The following is a 23,274-nucleotide window of genomic DNA, read 5'->3' as shown; positions in this document are numbered from 1 at the left end:
TTGGTGGAGATTCATCGAAATCGGTGAATGTTTTATTTCACCTGCTCCTCACGGGATATATGGATAAGCAGCAGAAGACATGGTGGGCAGTGTGGGGATAGAGTGAGAAATGAGTGTTTGCTTATTGGCTGTTGCTCGACGCTGCGAAAGCGCGTCTACACTAGTGCCATATGTAGACGCGCTTTCGCAGCGTCGAGCTATCACGGCTCAATGCTATTGTCCATTAGCTGAGAGGGCTTGCATGCGGAAGTGGGCGCGTTCGATGACCAGGATGGCCTGGTCGAGAAAGGTCCAGAAGAAGGTGGCCCGCTCTGTATGGCGTCGCTCCTCTTCGTGAAAGAGTTGATCATCGGCCAGCCAGGGGATGGGATGTTTGAGGCGCAGGCAGAGCACGCCCAGGACCTGGCTAGGTGTACGCAGCGGGATGAGACGCAGGATCTGACCATCCTCCTCGGGGTGCGCGATGGAGGGGAGCGGCTTCTCCAGGCTCGTCTGCCCCGTGAGCTTACTGGCGGAGGCAAACTCTGAGGGCGAGAGGATGAAGTCTTCGATGCTTATTGGGGCTTCTGCCTGACGCACGAGATTGCCCTGTTTATCGGGGAGGAGCAGAGCGCATGCCTGCACGCCCCAGGGCGCAAAGACTCTGACCATGGACAAAGCAATGCTCTGCAATTGTTCGGGAAGCTGTTCTGTACTATTAATCACGCGCCCAACTTCATAGAGGATACGCGCCTCGCGTTCGCGTCGCCAGGCCTCCTGGATGCTGCGGCGCATGACGCCAGCCAGTTGCCCGGTCAGCAAGGCCGCCACCAGAAAGACAACGAGCGCCAGTACCTCCTCCCAGCGCGAGATGGTCAATGTGTAGAGAGGAGGAACAAGCCAGAAGTCAAAGGAGAAGACGGCCACCAGTGCCGCGAGCAGAGCTGCATAGCGGCCTCGCGTACTTGCCAGGGCCAGAATGAGCAGGAGATAGATCACGGAAATGTTGGGGATCGTAGGATAGAGGTGAAACACGTAGATGAGCGCGGTACATAGCAAGGCTCCGGCGATGGCCAGCACGCTGTCGGTAAGATAGCCTCGCCAGTTTCTCTTGAGTTGTACGGGGACCTGGGGAATCTGTTGTATTGTACGCATCGCAGCCTGCCTTTCTAAATCTACTCAAAAGTGCTTACGCACCCTCGAATAGATTCAATTGCTGCACGTGCCCCTCACAGGAAGCCCCCTTGGCTTCGACGCCGCTTTGGGTCGCATGCAGCACACCGCACTCAGGACGAGCCTGAGCGTGTGGCTCTTGCCGAGCAAAGAACCTCGCCAGGATATTGTGCGCACTATTTTCATCGCGGTCCATGACGAGTCCACATTCGACGCAACCATACGTTCTCTTCCACAGTGGCATCGCTTGCAGATTTCCACAGCCACTACACTGTTTGGAGGTGTTGCGCTCATCTAAAAGGTGAAGGTCTTTCCCGTACAATTGGCATTTGTAGGTGAGCATCTGAATGAAAGTGTACAAACCCCATTCGTTATAGACTGCACGATTGAGATGTTTGTTGCGCTCTCGATGCTCTTTCATAACCATTTGCCGCTGAGAAAGATCGCCAACCACAACGGTTCTCTCAACCAATTTGTGGGCTATCAAATGTGACGCTTTATGAAGGCTATCCTGTTGTTTGTTGCGTTTCTTCTGGGAAACACGTTTGTACACCTTGCTCAGATGGAGGTAACGACGCGACTTTTTCTTGCATTGGTCACGCTTTGATCGAATCTTATCCAACTGCTTGTTGTGCCAACGCCCCCCTTTGAAGCCGCCAATGGTATAGATTCTGCCTTGCTCGTTGACACCCGTTGCCAGCGTTTTCATGCCCAGATCAAAGGCGACCGTTCCACCCGTCTCGCAGTTTTTCTCTTTGCGCTCTCTGACAAAGGAGGCAGAGTAGTTGCCTCTGGCATCTCGACTGATAGCCACCTCTTTAAAGGGTTCTGGCGGTGTCTCTGTCAGACGTGCGACGATGTTGGGGTAAACCTTTGCACCATGTTTCCCTCCGCCACCAGTAGGCAAAATGAGCTTATCGCCTTCAATCTTGATGTACATCGCCGGATAGCACAGGGTGAAAAAACAATGACGTGGGCGTACACGTGGGAATCCTGGCTTCTCTCCTGCTTTGACCCTGCGATAGAACGCTTTCATGGCTCCATCAAGGCGATAGTAGACCTCTTGGAGAAGCTTGCCATACACCTGTACTAATTCAGGGTCATATACCTTGCTCTCTTGCAGGCTCTTCTTTGCTTCGTAGATGTTCCACTTCTCGCCATTGCGCAGTCGCATTACCCACCAATTATAGAGCGCTCGACATTTCCCCTGCATAAACTCAAGTGTTGAGGCGTCTTGCTCAGAGACTTCAAGCCTGATCTTTTTGCTGAGTAGCATCATGCTGTGTCCCTTTCCGCTGTCCATGCAAGCGATCATATTCTTGAGTCACAAGACGATCCAGGGTATCAAGCATACTCTCTTCCGAAAACGCTGATACGACCCGAAGTTTTTTATGCGTGTCCTTACGAACACGCAATGTGATGTAGTCTTTGGTATTCATGCATACATTGTATACGTTTGCATGCAATTTATCAAGGAGCAAAAGTGTCCAATGCAAACACATCCAGGTAGGTTTGGCTACATTTTCAACCACTGTTCATAACCTCCTCAAGCATATGTATATTGCCGTGCATTGCGCTACTGATGTACGCACCTACGCAGAGGAATTGTATGCTCTCCGGGAGCGTAGGCGCATACATTAGTAGCGCTAATTCAACGTACGAATTTTGTCCCTATCGGGAGGTCTTCCAGAGTATGCAAGAGCACATGTGAGGTGCAGCCGTTCGCGATCTGGACGCAGGGTACCTCCTCAAGAGCGTGTATGCAGGCGTGTACCTTGGGAAGCATGCCGTCTCGAATGACGTGTTCTTCAATCAGTGCCTGGGCCTGTTGCTCATTCAACTCTGAGATGATTGTACCATCAGCATTGTAGATGCCGTCAATATTACTTAGAAATGTCAACCGGGTTGCGTTTAGCGCGCCGGCAAGGTGAGAGGCAACCAGGTCTGCATTCATATTGAGGCTGCTGCCGTCTGGTCCTAGACCCAGGGGAGCCAGGACCGGTATATACCCATCGTCGAGCACCTGGCGTATCAAGGTGGGGTTGATTGTGTCTATAGCTCCCACATAGCCCAGGCTTTCGTCAGCGATGTGTCCCTGTATCAGGTTGCCATCGGTGCCACAGAGACCAACGGCTTGTCCGCCAAGTTGTGTTATCGTGGTTGCGATCTCTTTATTGATTTGGCCACATAGAACCATGCGTACCACGTTCAGCGTCTGGGCGTCTGTTACTCTCAGGCCATGTTCAAAGTGAACGGGGATGTGGAGCTTCGAGAGCCACTCGTTGATGACGGGTCCTCCTCCATGTACCAGGACGATGTTCGCACCCAGAATTTGTAAACAGATGCAATCCTGGAGCACGCTCCGCTGATACTCCAGGGTGCTGCCCCCTAACTTGACGACAAAAGTCTTTCCTTTGAGCTGGGAAAATGAGCACTTGCTGGGGCTGGCATGGTCCATGGGGATGAACTCATGCCTGTTCCATGGCTGATCGGTCGCTGGTACTGATGGGTTTATCATAGATCGTAACTCCTCGTGAACGCCTAGAAGTCTGGATTGATCACTTCACTCCTCTGGTCTGAGAGGAGATATATATGCTCTTCTACTGTATCCGATAGACAATCAAAAAAGTGTATGGAGGCGAGTGCCAGGTATCAAAAGATTGTCAAGATATAGCCCCTATCCCAGGTGTAGTTGCTCGACGATGGGTCCAAGGGAGAGGGAGGCAAAGTAGGTCAGGCCGACAACGATGATGGCGGTAAAAATGATCACCGTGCCAAACATGACAGAGTCGGTACGAAACTTTCCGATGGACATTGGGCGTCGATCTTGCAGGCTGAACTTGCCTGCCAGTGCCAGGGCTGGAATGGCCAGGCCAAAGCGTCCAATAAGCATGACAATAGCCGTGGTGACGTTGTAGAAGGGGCTATTCGCGCTCAGCCCGCGAAGTTCTGGCCGTTGTTGGTCATTGAGGATGCATAGGCATACAGAATTTCGGTGAGGCCATGTGGCCCGGTATTTGTCGTTAGGCCCGCTTGTCCGGGCGCGGTGACGACCGCCAGAGCCGTAAAGGTCACGACCGCGATTGAACCCAGGAGCGTATAAAGCGCTAGGAGCTTCATCTCGGGTGGCTCGATTTTCTTGCCCAGGTACTCGGGGGTACGTCCGATCATCAAGCCTGTCAGGAAGAGGCCAATCAGTGCCACCATGATGATACTGTAGATGCCAGTTCCCAGGCCGCCGTAAATGATTTCGCCGAGCAGCATATTGACCAGCGGCACCGTACCTCCGATGGGGGTATAGCTGTCATGCATGGAGTTATAGGAACCGGTCGCCCCGTTTGACGTAGTTATAGCCGTCAGCACAGAGCCGCCGATACCAAAGCGGACCTCTTTGCCCTCCATGTTGCCGGCGCCGCCGGTGATATAGGGTGTGAGCGCGGGATTGCCGCGTTGTTCGGCCCAGCCGCAGAGAAGCAGGCCTGCGACAAAGAGGATCGTCATGGCCCAGAAAAGGACCCAGCCCTGGCGCGTGTTGCCAACCATCAGGCCAAAGGTGTAGGTGAGAGAGGCTGGTAGTACCACAATCGCCAGCATCTCAATCACGTTTGTCAGGGGAGTGGGATTTTCAAAGGGGTGGGCGCCATTGACGTTAAAGAAGCCCCCGCCATTGGTGCCAAGGTTCTTGATCCATTCAAGCGCGGCTACAGGTCCCTGGGCGATAAGTTGGGTGCCTCCTTCAAGCGTCTTGACCTCGGTATAAGGATGAAAGTTCATGGGCACGCCCTGCCAGATGAGCAAGAGACTGCCAAGCAGGGAAATGGGGAGGAGTACCCAGAGAAGAGAGCGTACTAAGTCGAACCAGAAATTGCCCAGGAAGGGCGTGCGCTCCCGCGCCAGGCCGCGTATAAAAGCCATACCGACCGCCAGGCCCGCCGCTCCAGCCAGGAAGTTTTGTGTCGCGAGGCCAACAATCTGTGTCAAATAGCTCATAGTCGTCTCACCCGCGTAGGCCTGCCAGGTGGTTGTGGTTGTGAAGCTAATGGCGGTATTGAAGGCCAGGTCTGGTGTCATCGGTGTCGTCATATGGGCCGCATCGAACCAGGGGAGGAACTGTTGCACGCGTAGCAGAGCATAGAGTGCCAGCGTGCCAATCAACGTGAAGACGATAAAGGCGACACTATACTGTCTGAAGTTCATCTCACGTGTGGCATCAAGTTTACTTACGCGGTAGATAGCGCGTTCGACCGGGCAAAGGAGCGGATCAAGCCAGGTTCGTTCACGCGCGAAGACACGCTTAAGGTATATCCCCACGGGTTTTACCAGGAGAATCACTACCAGGAGAAAGACCCCATATTGCAGGAGGGCTAAGGAACTCATCTTCGTTCTTCCTTTGTTATTTCTCGTTTTATTGCAGATTTCCTGCTAAAAGGGCATCAGGTATTCAGTGTGAACTAGCAGGAGAGCCATAGTTGCTATCCAGATCAAAGTTGAGTTCCAGCACATTGACGCGTGGCTCTCCAAAGATGCCAAGATCTCGCCCATCGGTATGTTTGGCGATAAGTGCTCGCACCTGGTCAGCTGTCAGGGTTGCGTTCTTGCTACCTGAGGCATGGCGGGCCTTTACAATGCGTTCTACCTGGAGCAGGGCGGCTTCGACAGAGATATGCGGATCGAGGCCACTGCCGCTGGCGGTAATAATATCGGCTGGAAGCAAGGTATTGGGGGGCAAGTCATTTTCTTTGCGGAACTGGGTGGCGTAGGCCTTAATACCATCATAGGTACCGGGAACGTAGTAGGTATGAGGTTTGCCCGCAACGGGGGTTGCGTTGTCCGGGACCTTGTCACCAGGCTTGAGCGTGATGAGTGTGCCGTTCCCTTCAAGTAGCTGGGGGTTTGTCGGTCCCAGGTTAGAGCCGCTAGAACTGCTAGCGTTATAGCCAGCGGCGCTTGGGCGACCATGAAAATATTCAGGGCGGGTAAATTGCTGCCCAATGAGACGGGAACCAATTACCTGGTGTTGCTGATTGTAGAGGAGGCTACCGTTGGCCTGGTCAGGGAAGAGGAGTTGACCCAGTCCGTAGACGAGGGCGGGAAAAATCACCCCGCAGAGCAATAGGAGGATAGCGAAAAGCTTGAAGGCGCCCCAGGAATAGCTCAGGATGCCACTGGCTTTAGGGGATGGTTCGGACAAGATCCTGGAAGATTGTTCAGGTTCTTCTTTCGCGGCCTCAGGACGCGTAGCTTGTTTTTGCTTCATAAAAACCCTCGTTTGATGGTGCTAACGTTCAGAGCAAGGACGCGTGAACGCTGGTGATAGTTGGTTAAAGACGAACACGAGCGTAAGCACGCTCGTTTATTGTTCTCTATATAGTCTAGCTTTGGAAACATCAAAGGGAGGTAAGAGGAGAGGGGGAAGCCTTCAAAAAGTGCTCAAGGAAAGGGTCTGTTATGGTAGCATTCAGAAGAAAAGCTCCTTCTTTAACGAATATATCCGTTCTTGAGCGAATCTTTATGTGTAGCTCTTGCATTTTCTCAAGTTGGTGGCGTAATGTTTTGGAGGTGAATCCTTTCCCATTCCTGCTCTGCCTGCCCCATGTGGGGCGGTGTGGAGTACAGAGAAGACTCTCTGCTTTCGATATTGCTGGCAAACCTTTTCTCTCGACTTTTCAGCGCCTTCGGCGCTTCACATCATTTGTGTGGTGGCAGATTGAGCGGCCATCACACACCAGAAAAAGTGAGCCGCGGAGCGGCGAGGAGAGTTGGGCGGCAGTATCTGCTTTCGGAATGTCTCATGAGGAGATTTCTATGCGCAACTGTCCTAATTGCCATCAACCGGTCGGTGCCAGTGACGATATCTGCGAAAATTGTGGCGCTGTCCTTGATAGTGCACTGGCTGCTCCGACTTTTACTGCTGCCTCCGCTTCAATGCAGCTACCTGCAGCCATTCCATCTGCCGTGATCGCTTCGACAACTCCTGCTGTCTGCCCTAACTGTCACAGTGCTCTACAATCAGGCGATGATATCTGCGAGCAGTGTGGCATGGTTGTAACTGCAACTACGAATAGTGCTGTTGTTCATCCTACCAGCACGCCGACAGCTCAGCAGTGTCCCCAATGTCACGGTCCACGCATACCGGGCGTTAAGTTTTGTAATCGTTGTGGCTTTAGCTATGTAGGTGTTACGGGACCGGCCGCTTTGAGCAACTCTACCTCGGTTGCAAGCCCACCATCTACCTTACAGGTGGGAAATATACTTAATAATAAATATGAGATTATCCGTGTCATTGGGGCAGGCGGTATGGGTGCGGTCTACCTGGCGTATGACCAGGTCTTGAAACGCCAGGTGGTGATTAAGGCACTGCTGAGCGATGATGATCCTGATATGGCGGCTCAGAGTGTGAAAGAGCGCGAGTTCCTGGCTGCGATCAAGCATGCCAATATTGTCTCGATCTATGACTTTCTGACGATTGGGATGCGTGGCTATATCGTGATGGAGTATGTCGAGGGCAAGACGCTCGACGACCTGCTAGAGGAACGCGGTCACCCCTTTGATGTGCCTGAAGCGATCCGCTATATACTGGGTATCCTGCCGGCCTTCTCGTATCTGGCGAAACTCGACCTTGTCTACTGTGATTTTAAACCACAGAATGTGATGGTCGAGACGTTGAAAGACGGGACTCAGATTGTGAAGCTGATCGATCTGGGTACTGTGATCAAACATACGGCGCGTCCAGGCGATGTTTATGGCACGCACGGCTTCTATGCTCCGGAGGCTGTTAAGAATCCGTCGCCCGAGACTGATCTATATACTATCTGCCGCACGCTTGCATATCTCGTGACGCAGATGGACCTGGCAAGTCCGATCTTTGGCATGCCATCCTCCGAATACTACAAGGCTTTTCGCGATTATCCTGCTCTCTATCGTCTGCTGGCCAAGGGGACGCACAGCAAACCTGCGCAACGTTTTCATAGTGCGGAACAATTGAGCGATCAGCTGGCTGGAGTTCTGCGTCAGATTGTGGGTGGCACGCTAGGCGTACCTGTGGGCTCGAATCTCTTTGTGCCAGGGATTATGACGACGACTGGCAAGTTGGGCTTTCGTGGTGAGGCGGTCTTAGATGAGGGCGATAAGGCGATCGACCACCTGCGTTTTGGTGACCAGGCGCTACGTGGAGGCAACTACGTTAGCGCGGAAAGTTTTTACAAACAGGCCGCAAAGATTAACCCCAACAGTGTCGACGCCCATCTCCGGCTCGCTGAAGTGTATATCGATACCAGCGAATTTGGCATGGCTCTGGCTGAGGTTACGAAGGTACAGCGTATGGCTCCTGGTAACTGGAAGGTTGCCTGGTACACCGGACGCTTACTGGAGGCGCAGGAGAAGTATGCTGCGGCGGCTGATCAGTACCGTGAGTTGATTGCGGACCTACCAGGTGAACTACCACCTCAGCAGGCGCTGGCACGTGTCTGTGCGCGTATGGGCGACGATCTGACTGCTGTGGAGCTGTTCACTAAAGTGCTCAAGGCTGATCCGGGCAATACGGAGGCTGTACTGGGGGTGACGGGCTCTCTGCTCAATCTACAACGTTGGGATGAGGCTGCGCGGGTGCTCAGTAGTATCAATGAGGCGGCCGCAAAGTATGTTGAGGCTCAGTTGATGCTCTGTGACCTCTATCTCAGCCGCATGGTTCCGCTCACACCTCAGAATGTGCAGAGTGCGTCGCAGGCGGTGAACGGACTGGATGGCCGCACTGAAGATCCGCGCTATTACCTGGCGCGTGGCGATGTCTACCGGGTTGCGTATGGCCTGGCTCGCGCGAAACAACTACCGTCCACGAGCAAGATAGCCGGGGTGACCGATCTCAGACCAGCAACATTAGGCCAGGCTGCCGAAGAGAGCTATCATGAGTATCTACGCCGCGCCCGCAAACCTGCAAACCGTGAGACTATCGTCCGTCGTAAGTTCGAAGTTGCTCCCTGGCGTCTTCTATAAAGGAAACTACAAAAACTATGTTTAAAATTACTGCTTATAACAATCCATACCTGCGTGTTGGACAATCAACGATGCAGGCGGTCCTCTCGGTCTGTATAGATGAGGCCGCTGCTCCGGCTCCGGCTCCGCTGGCTTTGGCGATTGCGCTGGACCGTTCTGGCTCGATGGATGGTGCGAAGATGCGTGCTGCTCGTGACGGGGCGGTGAAGGTTGTGCAGGCGATCGATGCCAGTATGCAATTTATGGTTGTGACATTCAACGATAACGCCCGTATCATCTTTGGTCCGGCGGCTGGAATTGAGGAGAATAAAAATCGCGCGATTGCTGCTATCCAGACGGTCTATGCGGCTAGCGGGACGCGTATGAGCACTGCCCTGAATACGATTGTGGATAAGTTTGGCAGCAATCAATCACGTGCTACGCGTATCCTTTTCCTGACTGATGGTAAAAATGAAGGGGAACCGCGTGCTGCCCTTGATCGCGCGGTTGCACGTTGTTCGGCTGCGAATATCAGTATCAGTGCGTGGGGTGTTGGAACAGACTGGGATGCGGCTGAACTTCTGCATATGGCGGAGGTGACGCGTGGTTCGGCGGATATTATCCCGACCCCCAATCAGGTCGAGGCGGCATTCAGCAGTTCGTTTAGTGAGATGCGCAGGACAGCTATCACGAATACGCGCATGTACCTCTGGTCACCTGCGGGTGTCCAGATTACCAACCTGCAGCAGGTCTATCCTACGATTGTGCCGCTGGGTACAGAACCCGATCCGACCAGTCCACGTCAGCAGGTGATTGCGCTCGGCTCATTCGCTCCTGGTGATCAGCGCGACTACCTGCTAGATATTACTATGCCGGTCAACACACCGGGTCAACAGTTTATGCTTGTCCGTCCCACCCTCAAGTACTTCGCGGGTGGGGGAACGGAGCAGGAGGAGAAAAGCGAACGTTCCGGCTGGGCCTTCGTACAATGGACCGAGGATGTATCCCTGGCCGCTCAGATCGAGGCCCATATCGCCCACTATACCAATCAAGAAGAACTATCCAACAATATCAAAGATGGCCAGGCAGCTCTCGCTGCGGGAGACAATGAGAAGGCCACACGTCTGCTAGGTCGAGCGCTGGAGATTAGCGAACGTTCCGGCAATGCACGCGTGACCCGTCTGCTCAGTGAGCTAATCTCGCGCGACGCCAAAGGGACGATACAACTCAACAAACAGGCCGACGCCGTGGCCCGTAAAACTCTGGCCATCAATGTCAGCAAGACCTCAAAATTGCAGTAATACCGCTCTCTATAAAACGACTAGAAGAATTTGAAAGAAGATCGCTAAAATGGCTAAACCACGGGTGAGTACGACAGGTACGTCAACCCCCTACTACACGCCACCTGCAACATCGAATACAGGCGCTGGGAAGCAGGCACAGTCCACGCCTGTGCCAAGTCAGGCTGTGCCACCAACAACGACACCTGCAGGTCCAAAGTTTGTCAGTCGTGTCTGGCAACAGGCTCGTCGTACGTTGAAAGGCCAGTTCATCGCTCTGGCTAGCGGCTGCCTGCTACTCGCCATACTACTAGCCCTCGTTATCTCTCTCTCGTTCAACCGTGCCGCCACAGATCTGAATACTATCGCGAATGGCAGTATCCCCAGTGTCGATGCTGCGCAATCGCTGGCACAATATATTGACGATATCGACGCAAAAGCGGCTGACTACATTGCGACTGCTCCGCTGACCCAGATAGAAGCGTGCAGTGTCGTTACTGCCAGTGGTAGCAAAAATGTAGGACCCAGGCGCGTCCATGACTGTGATCAGCTCAATATCGATGCTGAAATTATCCTGGCTAATCAACAATTGTTCAATGCTGCCCACAACGTTACCTACCCTGGCGAGCGTACTGCTGTGGAGCGCATTACTGCTGGCATGGAGGAATATGTCGGGCACCTGACCGTCATGCAGCACGAGTTTGACCAGGCTAGCAACACGGCTAATGCGCAGGATAGTCATCTCCGCAATGCTTACCAGGCCTACCTGGCAGCCAGCAGTGTCCTGCACACCAGGATTCAACGCCAACCGAGTATCGTTGAAGATAGGTCAACTCTGCCAGCCTGCCACATTGGTATCGACCAGCACCTGGCGCAACCCAACACCTGGGTCAACGGCGGCATTGCAGACAATATCGACTGTTTGAGCGATATCAACTATACCCACCTGCAAGGGACAACTAGTACTGGTGGTGGCTACAATGATGTAATATCATTTTTAAACACCGCACTTATCGGTGCCATACTGCTCAGTATTATCTTCGTAGGCTGGCTGCTCATCTCTACCTGGCGTATGGCGGCGGTCACTCACCGCGTGATCAATGTCGGGCTCAGCCTGTCGCTACTCGTCGGAGTGATCTTCAGTCTTATGATCATTGGTACCCTGCTCAATTTCACCGGACTCCCAGGCACACATACTGCCAGTCAGGACGGGGCCTATCGGCAACTAGTCAAAGACGATTACGACAGTGTCTACTATGCAGCAAAACTGAAACGCTACGGCACCGATGCCAACGCTGATGAGTCTCGCTGGCTGATCGCGCTGACCTTCAACGATACAACCACAGCGAGTGGTGCAGACCGCTGGGCCGCCGACTGGGGCACCAACATCCAGCAGGTACAACAGCTAATCGCCAACGCCCAGAACAACCAGACCTGGAATGAAGAGATCCAACCTCTCTCCGATATCCATTCTGGCTGGAACAAATACATTACCCTCGACAGACAGATCCGCGCAGCCGCCAATAACGGCAGCGATCCGCAGCATATCAATAACGCTGAGGTCATCAGCACCGGACCATCCAACGCTGCCTTCGGCACCTTCTCAGACGCCGTTACTGCTCTGAGCAAAGCCAACTACGATCACTACAATACCACGCTCAGTAGCACCCAGAACACCCTGAACATCTACACCTCGCTCAGCGCTATACTCTACCCCCTCATCGGCCTCTGCGCTGCCTGGGGCATCTACACACGACTCAACGAATTCTAGCCAACCACACAGATGGGCCAGCATACACCACGAGGAAAACAATCCCATACTGGCCCACCTTCTACCTCACCTCCACAACGATCATCACGGGGCCATAACATTTTTCGTTCTGACATTCCCGCTAAGGAAATTCGGGTCGGAAGCCTGTAATAATGAGGCTTCTAGCGGTCCAGGTTAACAGCAATCGTGCCGCTTTCCCTTGTTGAGCAGAGCCTACCAACCCTACGATTATGGCTCTTCTCTCGACTTTATCAAGCGTTAGCGGGGAAAATAGTACGAACAAAGGTTATGACTCCAACTCAGTTATTCTCACTGTGCTGATTGCCAACAAGGTTTGCCTCAATCGATTCTATCAGTCAATCCGGCAAACTTTGCTGGCGAGTTATATGTAGCCTTCTTGCTTTTCAGAGGAGAGTGCAAGGCAGATCGCTCGTTGCCGGTTGAGATTCGAGAGCGCTGCCAGTGGAGGCAAAATCGGCGATGAAAGCCGCCAGGAGATCGCCATCCTCCCCATTGCGGAGGCGGGTTGCGACATCGTGAATAGCATTGAGCGCGTTCGCCAGGACGATCTCGACGCGCTGGTTGCCGCCGGTGTAGTGCTTGATCTCGGTGAAGACTGCCAGGTACTCCTCGAAGGAAGGCTGTCGGATTTTTAGTATGCCTGCCCGATTGTTGAAGTAATAGGTGTCCGGCTGCGATTGACGGCGTACCAGACGTTCAAGCACGGCTTGTAGATACTTAATGCAGAGAATACCGGTTGTCGGGTCGTTGACTGCGGGTGAGAGCGCGCGCAGAGCGATATCTGCGAGTTGGCGAACGCCGAAGCGGATATCCTGGGCAATGTCGCGCTCGCGCTCGATGTAGATACAGTGCAGCAGCGTTTTCCGGAAGGCCTCATCGACGGCGTGTGCGGGCCAGATATGCGCGATGACCGTCTCCTCTGTCACGAAATCGCCGGGGCTGACGAGCAGGTGGACCTGGAGCCGAAGGAACTTGATATCCTGGAGCAGGTGCGTGAGTGAGATGCGCTGAATGTAACCGGCAAGGGGCGCGCGCAACTGGGCTGGTTTCTCGCTTGTATGCCAGGTCTGGATGAGGGAGAAGACTTCGTCTTCGTGCGGCTCATGCGACCAGTTAGGGGACGATGCATCGATAGCCTCCACCGTCTGTGTGGCGATGCGCGCGGCGATATCCGATACCTGGATGATCTGCCCGGTATGGTGAATAAAGATCAGCAGCAGAGCTAGACCGAGGAAACCCAGATTGATCCCGACGGTGATGCTGACCGCGGGAAGAAAGCCGGGATCAAACGGTGCGGGGTCGCGCACTGTCATAAGCACAATCAGCGAGTAGGCGAAAATGGCGAAGAAGCCCCCCGCGACCACCTGCGTCACGCGGTCCTGAAGGAAGCTACGCAGCGCGCGTGGTGTATACTGACTGGAGAGCAGTTGCAGGACGACGATGGTGATGGAGAAGGTGAGGCCCGCGACCGTGATGAGCGAACCCGCAATAATCGAGAGAATCGTGCTGGCTTCGGCTGACCCACCACTGAAGAGCAGAGGCACGTTTTTGACCTGAAAAGTGTGGTCAAACATCAGGAGAAAGATTGCCAGAAACGGACCAAACAACGAGACAAGCGCGGGAACGAACCAGAATGAGTTCAGTAGCGCACGCATGGAGTCATCAAGCGTCTTTTTGACCTCATCAAACATGGAGACCTCGCTAAAGCTGGCTACCAGCCAGAGAAGGATAGACACTCCCACGACCCACAACAAACAAGGAGCGCCGATAGCCGACCAGACTTCCCGGCACTCCATCGAAATTATTTTTTTTAAGCATTTTTTTCAAGACATATAATACCACATCTTTACGCCGCGTGGTACGACACATCGAGTGCCTGCTGAAAGATGGTGCGTTAAGCGGCGACGATCCACTACGCACCCTGATGAGACCCTGCCTTATGACGCTTAATGTCTGTGCACAGTCCTATTGGATAAAAACGGAGTACTCCTCTCCACCGAAAGTAGCAAGACCCTCAAATGGCTCATCCGCACTGCCCGTGCTCCATACGAGAGCGGCTTCCTGGGTGGAAGAGAGCTTGGTATCAATGGATAATGCGTGCGTAATAACCAAGTTCTCTGGCCTGAGGATCAACGTTCTCGGCCAGAGAACTTGGTTGGGTGCTTGTTGGGACTTTACAACTAGCCACGAAGAAAAGAAGCGTATCTCACCCGATTAGGGAGCGTGGTTTTCCCTTTGCTCTTGGGGAAGAATAATGCGCAAGTAAACGAAAGCCAGCGCGAGCAAAAGGACGCCAAAGAAGGCTCCGCCAACGCGCATCGAGGTGGGCGAGGATGAAGCAACAATGCTCCAACCAATACAATAGAGGCCGAAAAGCAAACTGAGAGATGGTGCGAAAAATCGACGCATAGCCATGCCCTTTCTCCTTGTGAAACATCATTGTTGTCTGCTGTGGTGTTTGCTACAAACGATCCAACGCTTTGGCAAAGCTTATCAAGATAGAAAACACTCCAATAACTACGGCCACAACCAGTACGTCAAGCATGCTCTTTCTCCTTTGAAAGAGTGAAGAAGAGGCAAAAAAGACCCTTCAGCAGTCTCTCTCGCTGAAGAAACGCTTCGGAAGGGGAACAAGGGGCACTGTGATTGTTCGCGATGTGGTCATCTCTCGGTATGGGGGAAATGTACCAGAACCGGTCATCTTTCGGAGTCCCTTCTTTTCTGCCTTTTCAAGACACAAAGACATCTGAAAACCGACCAGCCTTCCCGGTACACCTTTCTCCAGGCAAAAAGCTCGTGTATGCCTATGCTTCTGCCTATTGCTTCATAGTATAGTTCATGCTTCTCGAAAATGCAATCTGGCATTGTGTTTAAGACTGTCTACTTCCTTGTCTTCACAGTCTCATCATGCTATACTTATTGCCACAATCTATATTTATGTATTTCTGGAAAGCACCGGGAAGTCTGGTCGGTTACGGTGTCTTTGTACATTTCATCACCATGTGATGGATGCACAGAGGCGCAGCAACCTGATCGCTCTCGGTGCTTTTCTTTGTGGAAAAGTAGGGTCCATCACTTAACACACTACGTGGAAACGTCCTGTCGCCGTTGATATGATGCTTCTGCAAAATAATACTTTGCTCTGCACGAGCCGAAACCTTGGCTTAGAACAGGACGAACACTATGTTTCCTTTTAATATTCCTTCATCTTTGCCTGTGGCTCTTGGGCTGTTTTTCGTTTCACTTATCATCGTGATCGCCGCATCCACACGGTTTACACGCAAACTAGAGGAGTTATGTGTCGCATTCAATCTTTCAGTTGGTATGCTGAGCCTGTTGAGTGCTCTCGGAGCCAATATTCCAAATTATGTCGCTTCCGCCCTCGCGATTTTTGCTGGTCATGACGATGTTGGTATTGGCATCATCGTTGGCTCGAATATTTACAATCTTGCCATTATTCTCGGCCTCTGCACCTTCTTTACTCCTGAACGTGCTGGGATGACATTGAATACACAGGAGAAACGAGATATCCGCACGATTGTCCGTTATACCTTTGTGATTACGCTCCTTTCATTCGTGGTCATCGCCTGGCTTCCAGACGAACCAAGCCTGAGCACCATCCATACTACGCACATCGTCCTTCTATTGGCTGCCCTGGGGACACTGGGCATCTTTGGCGCATTCCTGCTTCACCTCATCAGGCGCCCACGTGGCGGTAAAGGAATATCTCTGCATCCTCATGATCATCCCAAACGGGAAGCGTCATGGTCGATACTTCGTCTAGGGAGTGAAATCATCTTTACTCTGGTCGTTGCATTGGGTGGGGTCCTGGTAATGGTCCAGTCAGGACAAACGATGACTGCCGATGTCCATATGCCCTCAGTTCTCGCAGGCTTGCTTGTGCTCGCTGTCGCCACATCATTGCCCAACACGGTCGTTGCCATTAGCCTCGTGCGTACTGGTGAAGCTGCAGCATGTATTGAAGAGGTTTGTAACAGTGGAAGTATTAATACCGCGCTGGGCATCGTCCTGCCGCTCGTATTTTTGTCAGGTTTCCTGGAGGACCGTTCCGTGCTCTCTTTGGATGCTCCGCTTACCCTGGTGCTCACCATAGGTGTATTCTTCTGGGTAGTGAGAGGCCGCATCAGTCGGATCGCGGGTGCCCTCCTGCTCGTGACGTATATGACCTGGGTGCTTCTCCGTTTGTGGATGTAGACGACATCTTGCTATTTTTCTCCCTTCTGCTCAGGGAGAAGTCAAGACGTTGATAGCAGAGGAACGTTAGGACGATCGTGAAGAACATGGGAAAGACGCTTTTTGCGAGGAGGAAGAGAGCAAAAGCGCAGACTATCGCGAGCAAAGACAAACAAATCACCATGAACCGTTTCTTTTCGTTTTGGACAACACATCTTTCATGGCTTTGCTGACTTTGTTGGCCCGGTTGTTCTTCTTGAACATCTGTCATGGTGATATCCTTCTTGCCGAGATCTCCTGCTTTCTGAAGAACAGACTGTGATAGTTCCTACTATAGCGCACAGATGATCAAAAGATTGTCAAGAAAAGACCTACGGAGGTAAGAGGTCACTCAGAAGCTTTCGGTGTAGAGTATTTGCATGAAATACATGTTTTGTGGAATAACAGCGGACTCTTCTGACAGAGCTTCCGCCTTGCCTCTTTCCTCTCATAGAAGGAACGGAACTCTTGGTGGCTAGAAATCCACTATCGTTTCCGCTGTCCACTCAATAGTGTTGAGATCGAGAAACGTACATCTCACTCTTGGCGTGTTTCCAAGCTGAATTGCACTGAGCATAGAGGGGTTTTACCCGCGGCTGAAGACTATCAAGGATTCTCTGCCACCAACAAGTAACTGTTGCTTTCCTGCTACATATTAGGAAGACTTTGTGGTGTCTTGGCATAAGCATGTACAAAAAGGCGCAGCTCTCGCTTATGAGAACCACGCCCATGGATGCGGGAGAGTGCAGGTGGGTGCCTGTATGGTATACAGGCGCCCACCTACGTAATTAGGAATTTAGCTTGTCCAGGTCGAGATTGAGTTGCAGGACATTGACATGGGGCTCGCCGAAGATCAGGAGGAAGCGCCCCTGAATATTATCATCAACAAGCTTCTTGACGACGTCCTCGCTCAGGCCGCGCTCGCGCGCGATGCGTGGGACCTGGAAGTAGGCTCCAGCGGGCGTGATATCAGGGTCCAGGCCCGAGGCCGAGGTCGTGACCAGGTCAACGGGAACTGGCACGCCTGGATTCTCCTTCTGCAGCTCCTGTGTGCGCTGCTGGATAGCATCTTGCAAGTTCTTATTGGTTGGTCCCAGGTTAGAGCCAGCCGAGTTCGCGGCGTTATAGGGTTGGGCCTTACTGCCATCATCTGACAGCGTTGCCGAGGGGCGACCGTGGAAGTACTTTGGCAGTGTCCACTCCTGGCCGATCAGGTCGGAGCCTACAAGCTGTCCATTCACATAGTGCATGCTGCCATTGGCCTGGTAGGGAAAGAGCAACTGGGCCAGGCCTGTCACGATACCAGGGTAGATCAGACCCGTCACGATTGTGAGCACAATCGTGATAGCGATGGCGGGCCGGAGCACTTTAATAACGGTTTTCATAGCGTAACCTTTTCTCCTCCTAAAGCGTCAGGTGCAAGGCGACCAGGATCAGGTCGATCAATTTGATGCCGATGAACGGGATGATGATGCCACCAACACCGTAGATCAGCAGGTTACGGCGCAGAAGAGGACCGGCACCAATCGGGCGGAACTTCACACCACGCAGAGCCAGGGGAACGAGCGCGATAATGATGATCGCGTTAAAGATGACTGCCGAGAGTACTGCGCTATGCGGAGTGGCTAGCCCCATGATATTGAGTGCATTCAATTGTGGATAGGTCACGGCGAAGGCGGCGGGAATGATCGCGAAGTACTTGGCCACGTCGTTGGCGATGCTGAAAGTCGTCAGCGCACCACGAGTGATCAGCAATTGCTTGCCAACCTCTACGACTTCGATCAGCTTGGTGGGATTGGAATCCAGGTCGACCATGTTCGCGGCCTCTTTCGCGGCCTGCGTGCCCGTATTCATCGCCACGCCGACATCGGCCTGGGCCAGGGCGGGCGCGTCATTGGTGCCGTCACCAGTCATGGCAACCATACGACCACCGACCTGCTGCTCGCGGATGAGCTTCATCTTGGTCTCAGGCGTGGCCTGGGCCAGGAAGTCATCGACGCCCGCTTCTTTGGCGATTGCCGCCGCGGTGAGGGGGTTGTCACCAGTGATCATGATGGTGCGGATACCCATAGAACGCAGTTGGTCGAAGCGCTCGCGCATGCCGCTCTTGACGATGTCCTTGAGCTCAATGACGCCAAGGATGCGTGCCCGGCCACCGCGAGTCTCGGCGACCACCAGGGGCGTGCTACCAGCCTTCGCGATGGAGGAGACTAGCTCGTCCAGCTCGGCGCTGCTCACGCCACCGTTCTCTTCAACATAGGCTTTGACGGCGTCGCCCGCGCCCTTACGGATGGCGAACATGTTTCCATTCAGATCCACGCCGCTCATGCGCGTCTGCGCGGTGAAGGGGATGAAGGTTGCGCCTTGAACATTCTCTGGGGAGAGGCCATACCGCTCCTGCGCCAGCTTGACAATCGAGCGACCTTCCGGTGTCTCGTCAGAAAGGCTGGAGAGGAGGGCCGCATGCGCCAGGTCGCGCTCATCGACACCAGCGACGGGAACAAAGCGGCTCGCCATACGGTTGCCCAGCGTGATGGTGCCAGTTTTATCCAGCAGGAGCACATCGACGTCGCCAGCCGCTTCAACGGCGCGACCGCTCATTGCCAGCACATTGCGCTGCACCATGCGGTCCATACCCGCGATACCGATGGCCGAGAGCAGGCCACCGATGGTGGTAGGAATGAGACAGACCAGCAGGGCGATCAGGGTCGTTACGGAGACCGCCACCCCAGAATAGATGGCGAAGGGTTCGAGCGAGACACAGACCAGGACGAAGATAATCGTCAGGCTAGCTAGCAGAATGTTCAGCGCGATTTCGTTCGGCGTCTTCTGGCGTTTGGCGCCCTCAACCAGGGCGATCATGCGATCCAGGAAGGTCTCACCGGGGTTGGCGCTGATCTGCATGACGATCCAGTCCGAGAGGACGCGCGTGCCGCCGGTCACGGCGCTGCGGTCGCCACCACTCTCGCGAACCACGGGGGCGGACTCACCGGTGATGGCAGACTCATCGATAGAGGCCACGCCCTCGATCACATCGCCATCACCAGGGATGACATCGCCGGCCTCGACCAGTACATAGTCACCCTTGCGCAGGTCGGGGGCCTGGACCTCTTCATAGGTCGAGTTGCGCTCGCTCGATTTGAGACGTTTGGCGATAGTGGTCTTGCGCGTACGGCGAAGCGTATCGGCCTGGGCCTTGCCGCGACCCTCGGCCATGGCTTCAGCGAAGTTGGCGAAGAGGACGGTAAACCAGAGCCAGATCGCCACCGCGAAGACAAACCAGGTCTCCGCCGTGAGCTGATCGCTTGTAAACGAGCTGGTTGGCGTGGTAAAGAGGAGCAGGCGTACAAACTCAAGGGTCGTAATGACGCTGCCGACCTCAACCACGAACATGACCGGATTTTTGAGCTGCCAGCGTGGATCGAGTTTTTTGAATGAATCGAGCGTGGCGCGGCGGATGATCGCGGGATCAAAGATCGAGCGGTCCCCCTTGCGGCGCGATTTGACAGGTTTTGTCTCTAGCGCGCTCTGCTCTTGCATATCTGATGGATCTTGATTTGTCTGAATGCTCATGTTCTTAGAATGCCTTTCCCGACAGCATCAGCAGATGCTCCACAATCGGTCCCAGCGAGTAGGCGGGGAAGTAGGTCAGGGCGCCAACGATCAGGATAACCCCAATGAGCAGGGACACAAAGAGCGGTCCCGTCGTGGGGAAGGTACCTGCACCTGCGGGTACGACCCTCTTCTGTACCAGGGAGCCAGCCAGGGCCATGACCGGGATGACGAAAGCGAAACGGCCAATAATCATGGAGAAAGCAAGGGTCCAGTTATAGAAGGGCGTATTGACGGTAAGGCCACCAAATGCTGAACCATTGTTGCCGTGCGCCGATGTATAGGCGTAGAGAATCTCCGAGAGTCCGTGTGGACCAGGATTGAGAATCGAGTTTGTGCCGACCGGAAGAACACTCGCGACCGCCGAGAAGAGCAGGATACCAGCGGGTAGGATCAGGATGGCGAGCGAGGCCATCTTCATCTCCTTCTGCTCGATCTTCTTGCCCAGGAATTCGGGGTGCGACCCACCATCAGGCCCGCGATAAAGACCGCGAGAATAGCGAAGATCAGCATACCATAGAGGCCGGAGCCGACACCACCAAAGATGATTTCACCCAGAGCAATATTGGCCAGGGGGATCATACCGCCCAGCGGGGTAAAGCTATCATGCCAGGCATTGATGGCACCACAGGAGGCGTCAGTCGTGATGACCGCGAAGAGCGAGGACTGCGTGATGCCGAAGCGTACCTCTTTGCCCTCCATATTGCCGCCCGCCTGAGTCGCGGAGACACTCTGATCGACGCCCAGGTTATTCCAGGCGGGATTGCCAGCCTGCTCGGCGGGCAGGGCCACAGCAACACCAGCCAGGAAGAGCACGAGCATGGCCGCGAAGAGCGCCCAGCCCTGGCGGGTATTTTTGACCATTTTGCCAAACTGGTAGGTCAGGCCCGCGCCGATGGCGAAGATGGCAAGCGTCTCCATCAGTTCGGTGGCAGCATTGGGGTTTTCAAAGGGATGGGCCGAGTTGGCGTTAAAGAAGCCGCCACCGTTCGTTCCGAACTCTTTGATAAACTCCTGCGAGGCCACGGGACCCTGCGCGATGGTTTGAATGGCACCGTTGAGTGTATGTACGGTTGTATAGGCGTTGAAGTTCTGCACCACGCCCTGGGAAACCAGGACCAGCGCGCCAATGGTGCAGATTGGCAGCAGCAGGTACAGGGTGCAGCGGGTGACATCGACCCAGAAGTTCCCCAGGTGTCGCGCGCTTCTGCGAGACAGACCGCGAATAAACGCGACTGCCAGGGAGATACCGACCGCGGCCGAGGTAAAGTTGTGGAAGGCCAGACCCATCATCTGAGTCAGGTAGCTCATCGTCGTCTCGCCAGCGTAGGCCTGCCAGTTGGTGTTACTGGAGAATGAGACCGCTGTATTGAAGGCCAGCGCAGGTTCCACGGGGCCCATGCCCTGCGGATTGAGCGGCAACCACTGCTGGACGCGTTGCTGGATATACAGGAGCAGGATGACGACGATAGTAAACACAATCATGGAGACGGTATAGCCGACCCAGGTCTGCTCCTCGTCCTCCCTGGTGCCATAGATTTTATAGAAAACGCGCTCTACCGGGACGAGGACGGGCGAGAGCCAGGTGCGTTCGCCGTTAAATATCCTGGTCATATAGAGGCCCATCGGCTTGGTAATAAGAATAAGAATTACCACATAGACCAGGACCTGCAAAACACTATTTGATGTTACAGGCATCTGTGTTCCCTCAACACCTTAAAATTTCTCTGGTGCGAGCAATGCTACAACCAGATAGACAACGATAGCTAGTGAGACAATCCCCACGAGGATATATTCAAGAGGGGTATTCATAGAACATGCCTCCTTACAACTTATCACAGGCGATAGTAAAGCCTATGAGCAGCAAGAAACTTGCGATGGTCACGATAACAATGATGAGATCGAGCATAGAAATCCTCCCTTCTGGCGAAGCGCTCGCTCCCCTGGGGGTGAGTCTAAACGGTCTTACGCGGTGGAGAGGGGCTGCGGATCGCGGCTTGGGACGCGAAGCGTAGCAGGGTCTCCATGGGGAAGGGTTTGGGCAAGTAGGCGAGAAGTTGGAACTCCGTGAGGCGTTCTAGACTAACGCGTACGGCGGAGAGCACGACAACAGGCATGACCTGGCGCAGCCCCTCAGTGATGCAGGCTGGCAGAAAACCTTCTCGCGACGCAATCCGCAAAACCTCCCATCCGGTGTGACCGGGTAGATCGATATCGAGAAAGATAAGGTCGAAGGTGTTGTCACGGAGAAACTCAAGTGCTGTAAGCCCATCATGGGCCATATCGACGCGATAGTGGCGCGCCTGAAGGTTGCGACCAATGACCTCGCTTAAGACGGCGTCGTCTTCAACCAGCAGAATACGTGTTTGAGAGTTTTGCATGAGCGGACTCCTTTTGCTTCTCCTCCTCTCCCTCCCCTTTCGTTGTAAGTATAGGCAAGAACATATCAATGTGCGTTCCGGGTCCAGTCGTGTATTCTAAAAAAATTCTCATCGAAACGGCACACATCTGGTTCAAGGCTAGCTTGCTCCCTGTTCGTCGTCGAAGCGATAGCCGACGCCGGGCGTAGTGAGGATAAAGCGGGGGTGATCTGGGTCTGGCTCAATCTTTTGTCGTAGCTGTGCGACATGGACATGGAGGCTATGGAGTTTACCCTTGCTCTGCGCGCCCCAGAGCTGCTCCTGAAGCATGTCGCGCGTGAGGAGCTTGCCGCGATGGGTAAGAAAGACCTTCAACAGATCGTACTCGGTTGGCGTGAGCTTTATTTCTGGTTCTCCCACCCAGACCCGGCGCTGGGCAAAATCGACCCTGAGCAGGCCAATCTCGAGTCTGGGTGCAGTACCGGCCTGGATGCGGGCCAGGTGGCGCAAGGCGACCTGGATGCGCGCAATAACTTCACCCATCCCGAACGGTTTAGCGATATAGTCATCGGCTCCCAGGTCAAGTGCCTGGACCTTATCGCGCTCCTGGTCTTTGACGGAGAGCACGATAATGGGGACATTTGACTCCTCGCGGATGCGACGGCAGACCTCTAGCCCGCTGATGGTTGGCAGCATCAGATCGAGCAAAATAAGGTCTGGTCGCTGCTGAAATACTGTTTTAAGAGCCTCTTCGCCATTGCGTGCGGTCAGAACGCGGTAGCCGTGCGCGGTTAGCCCGCGCGATAGGGCACGGATAATCTCTATTTCATCATCGATGATTAATATATAGGCCCCTTGCTTATGCATGCTTGAC

General features: G+C 53.8%; 16 protein-coding genes and 2 pseudogenes. 4 read left to right on the top strand and 14 right to left on the bottom strand.

The window, feature by feature from the left end; all coding sequences use genetic code 11:
* Nucleotides 1-213: 213 nt before the first annotated feature.
* The 6 genes and pseudogenes from JMJ04_RS02095 to JMJ04_RS02070 form a co-directional block, all read right to left on the bottom strand.
* Nucleotides 214-1,134: a DUF4118 domain-containing protein gene (locus tag JMJ04_RS02095; RefSeq protein ID WP_201368913.1), complete on the bottom strand. Its 921-nt coding sequence runs from the start codon at nucleotides 1,132-1,134 to the stop codon at nucleotides 214-216.
* A 34-nt stretch (nucleotides 1,135-1,168) separates the two neighbouring features.
* Nucleotides 1,169-2,428, bottom strand: coding sequence for an RNA-guided endonuclease InsQ/TnpB family protein (locus JMJ04_RS02090; protein WP_201372307.1), 1,260 nt, complete (start codon nucleotides 2,426-2,428; stop codon nucleotides 1,169-1,171).
* Nucleotides 2,400-2,684 carry a hypothetical protein gene (locus tag JMJ04_RS02085; protein ID WP_201368912.1) on the bottom strand — a complete coding sequence of 95 codons (285 nt, stop codon included), beginning with the start codon at nucleotides 2,682-2,684 and terminating at the stop codon, nucleotides 2,400-2,402. Before JMJ04_RS02085 ends, JMJ04_RS02090 begins: the two co-directional genes overlap by 29 nt.
* 119 nt (nucleotides 2,685-2,803) lie before the next feature.
* A complete protein-coding gene (argB, locus tag JMJ04_RS02080) occupies nucleotides 2,804-3,670 on the bottom strand; it encodes an acetylglutamate kinase (protein ID WP_201368911.1) in 867 nt (288 codons plus the stop codon).
* A 159-nt stretch (nucleotides 3,671-3,829) separates the two neighbouring features.
* Nucleotides 3,830-5,529 (bottom strand): annotated as a pseudogene (gene kdpA / locus JMJ04_RS02075) (potassium-transporting ATPase subunit KdpA).
* A gap of 64 nt (nucleotides 5,530-5,593) precedes the next feature.
* On the bottom strand, nucleotides 5,594-6,409 hold the full coding sequence (locus tag JMJ04_RS02070; RefSeq protein WP_201368910.1) for a potassium-transporting ATPase subunit C: 816 nt from the start codon (nucleotides 6,407-6,409) through the stop codon (nucleotides 5,594-5,596).
* Nucleotides 6,410-6,957: 548 nt separating this feature from the next.
* Between JMJ04_RS02070 and JMJ04_RS02065 the strand changes: the two genes are divergently transcribed.
* The 3 genes from JMJ04_RS02065 to JMJ04_RS02055 are packed head-to-tail and all read left to right on the top strand — an operon-like array spanning nucleotide 6,958 to nucleotide 12,174.
* Entirely contained in the window at nucleotides 6,958-9,144 is a 2,187-nt protein-coding gene (locus tag JMJ04_RS02065) for a protein kinase domain-containing protein (protein WP_201368909.1), read from the top strand.
* 17 nt (nucleotides 9,145-9,161) lie between these two features.
* Nucleotides 9,162-10,424, top strand: coding sequence for a vWA domain-containing protein (locus JMJ04_RS02060; RefSeq protein ID WP_201368908.1), 1,263 nt, complete (start codon nucleotides 9,162-9,164; stop codon nucleotides 10,422-10,424).
* A gap of 49 nt (nucleotides 10,425-10,473) precedes the next feature.
* Entirely contained in the window at nucleotides 10,474-12,174 is a 1,701-nt protein-coding gene (locus JMJ04_RS02055) for a tetratricopeptide repeat protein (RefSeq protein WP_201368907.1), read from the top strand.
* 404 nt (nucleotides 12,175-12,578) lie between these two features.
* Here JMJ04_RS02055 and JMJ04_RS02050 read toward each other — a convergent pair whose 3' ends face one another.
* Both JMJ04_RS02050 and JMJ04_RS02045 read right to left on the bottom strand, forming a co-directional pair.
* Nucleotides 12,579-13,991, bottom strand: a complete 1,413-nt coding sequence (locus JMJ04_RS02050) for a DUF2254 domain-containing protein (protein WP_201368906.1) — start codon at nucleotides 13,989-13,991, stop codon at nucleotides 12,579-12,581.
* A 418-nt stretch (nucleotides 13,992-14,409) separates the two neighbouring features.
* Nucleotides 14,410-14,610, bottom strand: a complete 201-nt coding sequence (locus JMJ04_RS02045) for a hypothetical protein (protein WP_201368905.1) — start codon at nucleotides 14,608-14,610, stop codon at nucleotides 14,410-14,412.
* A 768-nt stretch (nucleotides 14,611-15,378) separates the two neighbouring features.
* On the opposite strand from JMJ04_RS02045, the gene JMJ04_RS02040 reads away from it, so the two are divergent.
* The gene (locus tag JMJ04_RS02040) at nucleotides 15,379-16,410 is read left to right on the top strand and encodes a sodium:calcium antiporter (protein WP_201368904.1); all 1,032 of its coding nucleotides are present in this window, start codon (nucleotides 15,379-15,381) and stop codon (nucleotides 16,408-16,410) included.
* Between the two features lie 806 nt (nucleotides 16,411-17,216).
* On the opposite strand, the gene kdpC is transcribed toward JMJ04_RS02040, so the two are convergent.
* From kdpC to JMJ04_RS02010, 6 genes and pseudogenes are all read right to left on the bottom strand, one after another.
* Entirely contained in the window at nucleotides 17,217-17,813 is a 597-nt protein-coding gene (gene kdpC / locus JMJ04_RS02035; RefSeq protein WP_201368903.1) for a potassium-transporting ATPase subunit KdpC, read from the bottom strand.
* Between the two features lie 19 nt (nucleotides 17,814-17,832).
* Entirely contained in the window at nucleotides 17,833-19,968 is a 2,136-nt protein-coding gene (kdpB, locus tag JMJ04_RS02030; RefSeq protein ID WP_374226820.1) for a potassium-transporting ATPase subunit KdpB, read from the bottom strand.
* 37 nt (nucleotides 19,969-20,005) lie between these two features.
* Nucleotides 20,006-21,738: pseudogene (gene kdpA / locus JMJ04_RS02025) on the bottom strand (potassium-transporting ATPase subunit KdpA).
* A gap of 18 nt (nucleotides 21,739-21,756) precedes the next feature.
* Nucleotides 21,757-21,852, bottom strand: a complete 96-nt coding sequence (locus JMJ04_RS02020) for a potassium-transporting ATPase subunit F (RefSeq protein ID WP_201368902.1) — start codon at nucleotides 21,850-21,852, stop codon at nucleotides 21,757-21,759.
* A 143-nt stretch (nucleotides 21,853-21,995) separates the two neighbouring features.
* Nucleotides 21,996-22,421 (bottom strand): response regulator, encoded by a 426-nt coding sequence (locus tag JMJ04_RS02015; protein ID WP_201368901.1) that lies wholly within the window; start codon nucleotides 22,419-22,421, stop codon nucleotides 21,996-21,998.
* Between the two features lie 138 nt (nucleotides 22,422-22,559).
* A complete protein-coding gene (locus tag JMJ04_RS02010) occupies nucleotides 22,560-23,267 on the bottom strand; it encodes a response regulator transcription factor (RefSeq protein WP_201368900.1) in 708 nt (235 codons plus the stop codon).
* Nucleotides 23,268-23,274 lie beyond the last annotated feature (7 nt).

This window comes from Ktedonobacter robiniae (genome assembly GCF_016587375.1).
In the GTDB taxonomy this organism is placed as follows: domain Bacteria; phylum Chloroflexota; class Ktedonobacteria; order Ktedonobacterales; family Ktedonobacteraceae; genus Ktedonobacter; species Ktedonobacter robiniae.
This window is presented reverse-complemented; position numbering and strand designations above follow the sequence as displayed.

Bases quoted from the DNA above. Each gene is read 5' to 3' on its own strand.
- kdpB (WP_374226820.1), bottom strand. From the start codon at position 19,968: ATGCAAGAGCAGAGCGCGCTAGAGACAAAACCTGTCAAATCGCGCCGC.
- JMJ04_RS02060 (WP_201368908.1), top strand. From the start codon at position 9,162: ATGTTTAAAATTACTGCTTATAACAATCCATACCTGCGTGTTGGACAA.
- JMJ04_RS02020 (WP_201368902.1), bottom strand. From the start codon at position 21,852: ATGAATACCCCTCTTGAATATATCCTCGTGGGGATTGTCTCACTAGCT.
- JMJ04_RS02010 (WP_201368900.1), bottom strand. From the start codon at position 23,267: ATGCATAAGCAAGGGGCCTATATATTAATCATCGATGATGAAATAGAG.
- JMJ04_RS02045 (WP_201368905.1), bottom strand. From the start codon at position 14,610: ATGGCTATGCGTCGATTTTTCGCACCATCTCTCAGTTTGCTTTTCGGC.
- JMJ04_RS02070 (WP_201368910.1), bottom strand. From the start codon at position 6,409: ATGAAGCAAAAACAAGCTACGCGTCCTGAGGCCGCGAAAGAAGAACCT.
- argB (WP_201368911.1), bottom strand. From the start codon at position 3,670: ATGATAAACCCATCAGTACCAGCGACCGATCAGCCATGGAACAGGCAT.
- JMJ04_RS02090 (WP_201372307.1), bottom strand. From the start codon at position 2,428: ATGCTACTCAGCAAAAAGATCAGGCTTGAAGTCTCTGAGCAAGACGCC.
- JMJ04_RS02095 (WP_201368913.1), bottom strand. From the start codon at position 1,134: ATGCGTACAATACAACAGATTCCCCAGGTCCCCGTACAACTCAAGAGA.
- JMJ04_RS02050 (WP_201368906.1), bottom strand. From the start codon at position 13,991: ATGGAGTGCCGGGAAGTCTGGTCGGCTATCGGCGCTCCTTGTTTGTTG.
- JMJ04_RS02015 (WP_201368901.1), bottom strand. From the start codon at position 22,421: ATGCAAAACTCTCAAACACGTATTCTGCTGGTTGAAGACGACGCCGTC.
- JMJ04_RS02065 (WP_201368909.1), top strand. From the start codon at position 6,958: ATGCGCAACTGTCCTAATTGCCATCAACCGGTCGGTGCCAGTGACGAT.
- kdpC (WP_201368903.1), bottom strand. From the start codon at position 17,813: ATGAAAACCGTTATTAAAGTGCTCCGGCCCGCCATCGCTATCACGATT.
- JMJ04_RS02040 (WP_201368904.1), top strand. From the start codon at position 15,379: ATGTTTCCTTTTAATATTCCTTCATCTTTGCCTGTGGCTCTTGGGCTG.
- JMJ04_RS02055 (WP_201368907.1), top strand. From the start codon at position 10,474: ATGGCTAAACCACGGGTGAGTACGACAGGTACGTCAACCCCCTACTAC.